Below are 8732 nucleotides of genomic sequence, written 5' to 3' on the forward strand. Positions count from 1 at the left end.
ATACCGCAGTACCTGAAACATATAGGGTATGCAGTTAGGTTATAACAACCCTAGATAATGGGATAAGAAACGATAGCCATAATTAATAACTAAAAAGCCTAAAGCAATTAACTGATGGATCATATTGATAAAAGCGGTTAACGCTATTTTAGTAATTAAAGATATTTTCACCTAAAAATGCAGTACAATACGCTGTTTATTCATAACAAGGAGCCACATATGAGCACAACAATCTATAAAGATTTCACTTTCGAAGCTGCCCACAAATTACCTCATGTCCCAGAGGGCCATAAGTGTGGCCGCCTCCATGGGCATTCTTTCATGGTGCGTTTAGAAATTACTGGTGAAGTCGACTCCCATAGTGGTTGGATTATTGATTTTTCCGATGTAAAAGCCGCGTTTAAACCTATTTGGGAACGCTTAGACCATCATTATTTAAATGATATCGAAGGGTTAGAAAACCCAACCAGTGAGGTATTAGCCCAGTGGATTTGGCAACAAACTAAGCCTTTGCTACCCTTATTAAGTGCAGTTACCGTAAAAGAAACCTGCAATGCAGGTTGCGTCTATCGCGGGGAAGCTTAAAAGTACAAGTGCTACAAATATAATGTAATGTTATTTTACGCAGCCATTTTGATAGCTGGGCAAAATAACATTCATAAATATAGAAATATAATATAGAGACACAAGCACCTCAGGCGGCAAGCTTAATAGATTTTGAAAATAAATGAGGGGCAAAAAGCAATTAGTGGCTGGCATTCCCCCCTTGAAATTAAGGATATAAAAACTTTAATTTGACATAGTGCATTAAATTATAACCTGATCTATTATTTACCATTATTTACTCTTAATAAGGCAGGGAAAATGCATTTATTTCAACAAACACCAAAATCCAGAAGACGTTATGGGCTGGCCGCATTTATTGGTCTAATCGCTGGTATCGTCTCTTCGTTTGTCAAATGGGGGGCTGAAGTCCCATTACCACCAAGAAGCCCAACGGATATGTTCAACGCAGCTTGTTCGCCAGAAACGCTGATCCGTGCAGCGGAACAAATTGACTGCTCACGTAACTTCCTCAACCCTCCTTATATTTTCTTAAGGGATTGGTTAGGAATTGCCGACCCTAACTCTGCAGTTTACACCTTTGCTGGGCACGTTTTTAACTCTGTGGGTGTTACTCACATCATATTTTCTATCGTGTTTGCTGTCGGATATTGTATTGTTGCTGAAGTATTCCCTAAAATTAAGCTATGGCAAGGGTTGTTAGCGGGTGCACTGGCGCAATTATTTGTCCATATGATTTCTTTCCCTCTTATGGGGCTCACCCCTCCACTCTTCGACCTACCATGGTATGAGAATGTTTCAGAAATATTTGGCCATTTAATTTGGTTTTGGTCTATTGAAATTATTCGCCGTGACTTACGTAACCGTATTACTCATGAGCCAGATCCTGAAGTACCATTAAACCAACCATTTAGGTAATTTAAAGGCCCCCAATGAGTGTTTTCCAACTCTTGGGGGTTACTAAAAACCATCGCTATTTTTTATTATTGAATATCCAAATACTTATGTGTTTGAATTGATAAACGCCAGTTGCGTTGAATACAGGTTTCAATACACAATTTTGTTGCTGCCGCTTTTTGGCTGATTGGCTGTAATGCCACTACTGGAGGCGTTTCGACAGTACGTAATGCTAAAATTTTCTCAAGTGCTTCAATATCTTTCTCGCGAGCAACAGGATGTTTAATTTCATTGGCACGATTTACTGCTTGGCTGATCACCTGCAGTCCTCCTTTCATACCGACTTTTGGTGATACAGTAACCCATGTGTTATCAGTGCATTGAATAGGGTATGTGCCGCTAGTTTCAATTTGGCATTGATATCCATGTTGTTCTAATATCCCAGTCAGTGGCTGTAAATCATAAATACAGGGCTCACCGCCTGTAATAACAATATGCTGTGCGCTGAAGTGTTTTTCTTTCATTAATTGAACCAATGCCTCACCATCTGCCATAGCCCATGCATCTGAATCAATCGTTTTAAGTGCGATATCCCCTAGGGTAGATTCTTTATCTTGTTCTTTTTCCCATGTTTGTTTGGTATCACACCAGCTACATCCAACTGGGCAGCCCTGCAAACGAATAAATACGGCTGGAACACCAGTAAAAACCCCCTCTCCTTGAATGGTTTGGAAGATTTCATTAATTGGGTATTTCATATCACTCCTAAAATAGTTAGCTGAGCACGCATTATATTGCAGATATCTATCTCACGAACAAGGAAGTTTGTGATAATGTAGCCACCTTAAGGTTCAATAAAGTACGTCCGACTTAATAAACAATACCGAAAGCCTATTCGGAACAATATATCGAACGAAGAAAAAGACAGGAAAAGACATGCAAAGTAGTGAACAAAATCAACTCAGAAAGGGACTGAGTGTTCGGCACATTCGCTTTATGGCTTTAGGGTCAGCGATTGGTACCGGCTTATTTTATGGGTCTGCTTCCGCAATTCAAGCGGCAGGGCCTGCTGTGCTACTCGCTTATATGGTCGGTGGTGCCGCTGTATTTATGGTCATGCGAGCCTTAGGCGAGATGGCTGTACATCACCCAGTACCCGGTTCATTCTCTCACTACGCTAGCCATTACATGGGGCCCTTAGCTGGTTTTTTAACTGGCTGGAACTACGTATTTGAAATGTTGGTCGTTTGCTTGGCTGATATTACCGCTTTTGGGATGTACATGGGGTTTTGGTTCCCTCATGTCGACCAATGGGTGTGGGTATTAAGTATCGTGCTATTTATTAGCGCACTCAATTTATGCCACGTTAAAATTTTTGGTGAAATGGAATTTTGGCTGTCTATCGTAAAAGTCTCTGCAATCATCGCAATGATTGTTGGTGGAGCCTTCTTAATGTTCTACGGCTTCGGCCAAGAAACTGACCATGCGGTGGGTATCCAAAATCTATGGGAACACGGTGGCTTTATGCCAAACGGCATTGAAGGCGTTATCGCGTCCTTAGCTATCGTAATGTTCGCCTTTGGGGGTATCGAAGTGATCGGTATTACCGCCAGTGAAGCGCAAAACCCAGAGAAAACTATTCCTAAAGCAATCAATGCGGTACCCATTCGTATTTTATTATTCTATGGGTTAACACTTTTTATTCTGATGTGTATCTACCCGTGGAATCAAATTGGTCAAAATGGCAGTCCATTCGTCCAAATTTTTGATAGCTTAGGCATTCAATCAGCGGCAAATATCTTAAATATCGTGGTGATCACTGCGGCAATTTCAGCTATCAATAGTGATATTTTCGGTGCTGGTCGCATGATGTATGGTATGGCACAAGACAAACAAGCACCAAAAGTCTTTACCAAGTTGACGAAAAGTGGGGTGCCTTGGGTCACTGTACTGGTGATGTCTGTTGTCATGTTACTGGGCGTTTATTTAAACTACCTACTTCCAGAAAAAATCTTTGTGATTATTGCGTCAATCGCAACCTTTGCGACCGTTTGGGTCTGGTTAATGATACTACTTTCTCATGTCGCAATGCGCCGCCAAATGAGCCCTGAAGAGGTTAAAAAACTCAAATTCCCTGTACCGTTCTGGCCAATTGGCCCTGCAATTACTATCGCATTTATGGTCTTTGTTATCGCGCTACTTGGCTTCTTTAAAGATACACAAGTTGCCCTTCTCGTCGGGTTTGCATGGGTCGCTATATTGAGCGTCACCTTCTTTGTCATGCGTAAATTTCAAAAACCTTAATCGACTAAAGCATTCGTAAAGTAAATTTAGGCCCTATATTTATATGATATAGGGCCTTTTGTTACCTATTTTGGTATCAAATGAGCGCCTGCTTAATATCGGCAATCAAATCATTAGCGCTTTCTAACCCAACTGACAAACGAATAAGCCCATCACTAATCCCATACTGTTTTCGTTCCTCAGCAGTGTAAGTAGAATGGGTCATACTTGCAGGGTGCTGGGCCAATGACTCACAATCACCTAAGCTAACCGCACAAGAAAATAGCTGTAAACGGTTCAGAAACTGCTTACCCGCCTCAAGTCCCCCTCCAAGTTCAAAAGCAATCATCCCTCCAGGCAGCTTCATTTGCCTTTGAGCTAATGTGTATTGAGGAAAACTCGGTAAACCCGGATACATCACTTGAGAAACTTCAGATAGTGAGGCCAAATATTCCGCAACTTTCTGTGCATTCTCAACCACTCTTTCCATTCTGATTGGCAGTGTTTTCATTCCTCGCAATATCAGGTTTGCATCATGAGGGGATAAACATGCTCCAGTCATATCCTTCAGCCCAACCAATCTGATTTGCTTCGCTAATTCCTCAGTTGTTATAACAGCGCCAGCCATCACATCACCATGCCCATTCATATATTTCGTTAATGAATGAACAACAATATCCGCCCCAAGCTCAAGTGGTTTTTGAATGTAAGGAGTACAATAGGTATTATCTACTGTCACCAATATTTCTTGGTTATTTGCAAGGTTATATTGATGAACGATATTGCTTACAGCATTAATATCAACTAAGCGCATATTTGGGTTTGCAGGTGATTCGAAAAATATCATCTTTGTTTTTTCAGTGAGTTCCTGTGCCACATTATTTGGGTCACTCATATCAATGTGACGAACTTTGACACCAAATCGAGCTAACCCATGATGAAAGAATGCATATGTACAGCCATAAACCGTCATATCAACTAACAGCTCATCTCCTGGGCTTAGTAAGGTCCAAAGAGTCGATGTTATTGCCCCCATCCCTGAAGAAAATACAATTGCGGCATCCCCCTCTTCTAAATCAGCAAGCCGCTTTTCCAACAAACTTAATGTTGGGTTATTTATTCGTGTATAAATATACCCATCCGATTCACCGCTAAAACAAGCGGCACCTTCTTCAACACTATCAAATACGTAAGTTGACGTTTGATAAATAGGAGAAGCTAGTGATCCTAAATTTTCGGCTGCATCATAGTAATTATGTATCACACGCGTATCAAAAGAATACAGTCTATCTAATATCATACCACCTCCGAAATATTATCCCTCTTGGGGGGAAGACAATCGAGAACCCATTATTTGCAAGGTTCGTAAAACGGTACTAATTCCACGTAATGTATTTGGATCTTTTAATAAAGCATACACCGAACGAAAATTTGGATTTTTACTATTATATATTTCCTCCATTTTAGCCATATTATATGCAGTGCCGAATTCCCAGACTGGCGCTAGAATATCCTCAAATGAGTTTGCCAGTTTTTCTACCGTGCTATTATCAGTAATGTCAATAAGGTCAGAAATTAGAGAAAGTAAATCAACAATATTATCTAAACGATTCAATTGTAATAGCGGTGCTAATTTGTCTGCGAAATGATCACCCGACTCAGAATTAAGAAGTTCAATTAGTTTACTTTGATTTTCATTATTAGACATTTTGATTTCCTCCTTAAACTAAGCCACGAATAGCAGCCCAATAAATACCTCTATTAAAGCCATTTCTTAGTAATCCCCCTAATTTAGTCGGAGGCGTAGGAATAACATCGTGTTTATAATCGTATTGTAAAGGCATCCCTGCAGTTAATCCCATTTGGGCAACAGCTTGAACTCGCCCATCATAGATAGCTGCGGGATAACCATAAATTAATTCTCCGCAAATATTATCAGCTATAATTGCGGCCTGATTATGACAGCTTCCACCTGCTTTACTGATCGGTAAATCAACGGTATCACCTATAACATAAACGCCATCAACACCATAAACTTGCATAGTTTCATGATCGGTAGGTAACCAACCTTCACCATTATTATGCTCACTTAATCCGGTATTAATAACTGCCTCAACCGCGGTAATTGGCGGAGTGCTAATCAATAAGTCGAAATTTTGCTCATCACCTTCTTTCGAATAAGCTATTTTTTTATCTGGATCAACTTTATCTAAAGTAAACCCTCTCTGAGCTTTAATATTTTTAGCAGTAAATACTTCAGGAATAACTTCACAAACAGGTTGTTGCATGAATAAACAGTTACGCAATAATTGTGAAACTGTTGGATAGGTATAAACGATTTCAATACTATCCCTAACTCGACGTTTACGTAAAAATTCATCAATCATTAATGTTGTTTCCATCGGCGCTATGCCACACTGATGGGGTACATTTGGCGTTTCAGGGAATGATACCGTAATAAAAATTCGACCTTTTTCAATCTTAGCAAGTTGATCTGCTAGCTTTCTCGATGCTTCATATGCATAAAAGTGGTTACCGGTATCTTTTAAACCTTCAATTCGCTCAGGTTTAGGTACGCAACCTGTTGCAATCACAAGAAAATCATAGTTATATTTTTTTCCATACTTAGAGTTTAGCGCTTTATTTTTAAAATCAAAATGCTCTATTTTATCAATGGCTAACTCTATTTCAGGTCTTAGCAATTCTCTTTCAGGGCGACTCAGTTCATCCTTAAAAAATAAATTAAAAGCAACATACATAAATGCAGGTTTATAATAATGGATTGGATTATCAGTAATTAATGTTATTTTTATTTTCTTCGAAAAAATTTCTCTACTCAATTTTCTAGCAAGTGTATTTGCTAGCATCGTCCCACCCGTTCCACCGCCAACAATAACTATATTTTTCATAACATTAACCACCATTTATATATAATTAAATTCTATACGACATACCACCTACCTGTTATAAATATAGTTCATAGTGAATTAATGCTAATACAATAATTAGAATATAATTTTAAAAACAACAATTAAAACTAATCACTTACATATATAAAACCTCTTGAATAAGTTAATTTTTAAAATTATAATCCAGGAAATTATATTATATAAAAACCATCTCACTTAATAAGAATAATGTCCAACAATATCCCAACGAAATAAAACATCTTCAGCAACTTGGCCATATCCAATATTGTGCATAACTAAATAACTTTGTGTACTTGGTGACTTTATCGAAGTTACAACACCGATATGTGGCCGACCATTATCTAAACGCCAAGAGACAATATCGCCGGGAATATAATCACTGACATTCTTTGAGATAGGCTTTTTTTTCCCTTTTCGCGAGAAAAAAGCCTCTAAATTAGGTACGCGACGATGATCAATGTTTGTATCTGGCTTACGTAATCCCCATATACGTTGGCTGGGATATTGGCGAAAGTTTGCTTTCATGTCTTCATGTACTAATTTTTGTAAATCAATACCAATTTTTCGGTAGCTTCGTATAACTACATCAGAACAGACACCATATTGTTCGGGCACATCACCATTTGGATAAGAAATTTGTCGATAAGATGGGTCATAAATAACTAAACGAGGCAACTGTTCAGCATGTTTTGCCAACAATAAGCTAGACCCATTAGCTATTTGTGCAAAAAAGAAAAGAATGTATAAAAACGATGATTTCAATCTGATATTCCCCATACAAGTAGTTCATCGAATCTACAATTAAATACGAGGGAAAATAAGGGAGATAATCTTAATTACTTAGAAAGCGTAAATTTGGTCATAATAGGGTTATGATCAGAAGCATCTGTCGGTAGTACAGTGCTATCTTTAACGTTCAATCCACGATAAAACACGTAATCCAAAGGACGACCAAAAGCCTTAGTACGGTAATCATCACTAAATACAATTTCTTTCAAGCCTACACTGCGAATAAATCGTTTCAACGCATTCACACGCTGTCTACTCCATGCATTAAAATCACCTGCTAGGATTACTGGCCCTACATGTTTAGCAATATGAACACCTAATTTACTTAGTTGCCGAGTATAAACATCTACTCCAAAACTGAAATTAATTGCATGAACATTCGCTACCATCAAGTGTTTTCCATTTGGTAGGGGATATACCGTAATCAACGCAGATTTAGCTAACCGTAAAAGTGGTTCTTTTTCTCTTAAAGGACAGCAATATATCGGGTGTGAAGCAGCAAGTGTCATCACACCTGCGGGATGAGGAGAAAAAGGTAATGCAGGTACTTGGTCAGCAATTAATTTATGTGATGCAGCAAAAGATATTAGCTCAGGTGACATTTGAGCTTCTTGCAACAAAATAAGTTTTCTATCTTTCACCAACTCATTAAGTGTATATTTCCAATTTGGACGCTGCTGCTTATAAATGTTCCATGTAACCACATCAAGAGTTTCACCCGCAGCAAATAGCGGTAAACCTATTGGAAGTGATTCTCCTAACATATGTACAGGCATGGGCTGAATACGTTTAGCGGGCTCACCTGCAATATACCGAACAGAATAGGTTCTTTTGGCCAAATTTGAAGTCCCTATATCACAGAGAAATAATGAAAATCTTATAATTTTTGATTAATTACTGTGTGCAGTATATCAAATTTGAGGTGTTATGGCTTATCAAATTTAATGTAACTGCCATCTTAACCCTAGGGTCTTTAAGTTTTTCATTAGCGCTATCTATAAATGAGTAATGCTTCATGCCTTCTTTTACTACTCCCTTTGAAATGATAAGTATGTTAGGCACCCCACCTAAGCGGTATCATTCATCACCGTGATGGGCAAGCATCCAATCCACAATATTTATTTGATTTTATTAAAATTTCACTACCCTAAACAACCTGTGAGCTGTTACTCACTACTTTGCATCACGCACTCTCATTAATGATGGTGATAGATAGAGGGGAGCCCCAAGAGTAGCTAAAAAAGATGAAGAGATGTGTAATACATCGTC

At 38.6% G+C, this 8732-nt stretch carries 9 protein-coding genes; 3 read left to right on the forward strand and 6 right to left on the reverse strand.

Annotated features, from left to right (window positions below):
• Window positions 1-219: 219 nt before the first annotated feature.
• Together queD and SJ312_RS09415 are read left to right on the forward strand one after the other, a co-directional pair.
• Window positions 220-585, forward strand: a complete 366-nt coding sequence (gene queD / locus SJ312_RS09410) for a 6-carboxytetrahydropterin synthase QueD (protein WP_004913900.1) — start codon at window positions 220-222, stop codon at window positions 583-585.
• 279 nt (window positions 586-864) lie between these two features.
• Window positions 865-1482: a YagU family protein gene (locus tag SJ312_RS09415; protein WP_004260761.1), complete on the forward strand. Its 618-nt coding sequence runs from the start codon at window positions 865-867 to the stop codon at window positions 1480-1482.
• A gap of 65 nt (window positions 1483-1547) precedes the next feature.
• Here the strand turns inward: SJ312_RS09415 and queE are convergent, their stop codons facing one another.
• Window positions 1548-2219 (reverse strand): 7-carboxy-7-deazaguanine synthase QueE, encoded by a 672-nt coding sequence (queE, locus tag SJ312_RS09420; protein ID WP_004260765.1) that lies wholly within the window; start codon window positions 2217-2219, stop codon window positions 1548-1550.
• Window positions 2220-2397: 178 nt separating this feature from the next.
• Between queE and SJ312_RS09425 the strand changes: the two genes are divergently transcribed.
• Entirely contained in the window at window positions 2398-3765 is a 1368-nt protein-coding gene (locus SJ312_RS09425) for an amino acid permease (protein WP_094960907.1), read from the forward strand.
• A 76-nt stretch (window positions 3766-3841) separates the two neighbouring features.
• Here the strand turns inward: SJ312_RS09425 and megL are convergent, their stop codons facing one another.
• The 5 genes from megL to SJ312_RS09450 all read right to left on the reverse strand — a co-directional run bounded on the left by megL (window position 3842) and on the right by SJ312_RS09450 (window position 8302).
• Window positions 3842-5044: a methionine gamma-lyase gene (megL, locus tag SJ312_RS09430; protein ID WP_096865138.1), complete on the reverse strand. Its 1203-nt coding sequence runs from the start codon at window positions 5042-5044 to the stop codon at window positions 3842-3844.
• Between the two features lie 15 nt (window positions 5045-5059).
• Window positions 5060-5452 carry a hypothetical protein gene (locus SJ312_RS09435; protein WP_110592302.1) on the reverse strand — a complete coding sequence of 131 codons (393 nt, stop codon included), beginning with the start codon at window positions 5450-5452 and terminating at the stop codon, window positions 5060-5062.
• Window positions 5453-5465: 13 nt separating this feature from the next.
• On the reverse strand, window positions 5466-6653 hold the full coding sequence (locus SJ312_RS09440; protein WP_110592619.1) for an FAD/NAD(P)-binding oxidoreductase: 1188 nt from the start codon (window positions 6651-6653) through the stop codon (window positions 5466-5468).
• A gap of 216 nt (window positions 6654-6869) precedes the next feature.
• On the reverse strand, window positions 6870-7451 hold the full coding sequence (locus SJ312_RS09445; RefSeq protein ID WP_110592303.1) for a DUF1287 domain-containing protein: 582 nt from the start codon (window positions 7449-7451) through the stop codon (window positions 6870-6872).
• Between the two features lie 59 nt (window positions 7452-7510).
• On the reverse strand, window positions 7511-8302 hold the full coding sequence (locus SJ312_RS09450; protein WP_036958303.1) for an endonuclease/exonuclease/phosphatase family protein: 792 nt from the start codon (window positions 8300-8302) through the stop codon (window positions 7511-7513).
• Window positions 8303-8732 lie beyond the last annotated feature (430 nt).

Source organism: Providencia sp. CIM-Carb-044 (assembly GCF_033901115.1).
GTDB classification, from domain to species: Bacteria; Pseudomonadota; Gammaproteobacteria; order Enterobacterales; family Enterobacteriaceae; genus Providencia; species Providencia hangzhouensis.

What these genes read in the sequence shown, in the direction of transcription:
- SJ312_RS09425 (WP_094960907.1), top strand. Translation starts at nt 2,398, where the DNA reads ATGCAAAGTAGTGAACAAAATCAACTCAGAAAGGGACTGAGTGTTCGG.
- megL (WP_096865138.1), bottom strand. Translation starts at nt 5,044, where the DNA reads ATGATATTAGATAGACTGTATTCTTTTGATACGCGTGTGATACATAAT.
- queE (WP_004260765.1), bottom strand. Translation starts at nt 2,219, where the DNA reads ATGAAATACCCAATTAATGAAATCTTCCAAACCATTCAAGGAGAGGGG.
- SJ312_RS09440 (WP_110592619.1), bottom strand. Translation starts at nt 6,653, where the DNA reads ATGAAAAATATAGTTATTGTTGGCGGTGGAACGGGTGGGACGATGCTA.
- SJ312_RS09415 (WP_004260761.1), top strand. Translation starts at nt 865, where the DNA reads ATGCATTTATTTCAACAAACACCAAAATCCAGAAGACGTTATGGGCTG.
- SJ312_RS09445 (WP_110592303.1), bottom strand. Translation starts at nt 7,451, where the DNA reads ATGGGGAATATCAGATTGAAATCATCGTTTTTATACATTCTTTTCTTT.
- queD (WP_004913900.1), top strand. Translation starts at nt 220, where the DNA reads ATGAGCACAACAATCTATAAAGATTTCACTTTCGAAGCTGCCCACAAA.
- SJ312_RS09435 (WP_110592302.1), bottom strand. Translation starts at nt 5,452, where the DNA reads ATGTCTAATAATGAAAATCAAAGTAAACTAATTGAACTTCTTAATTCT.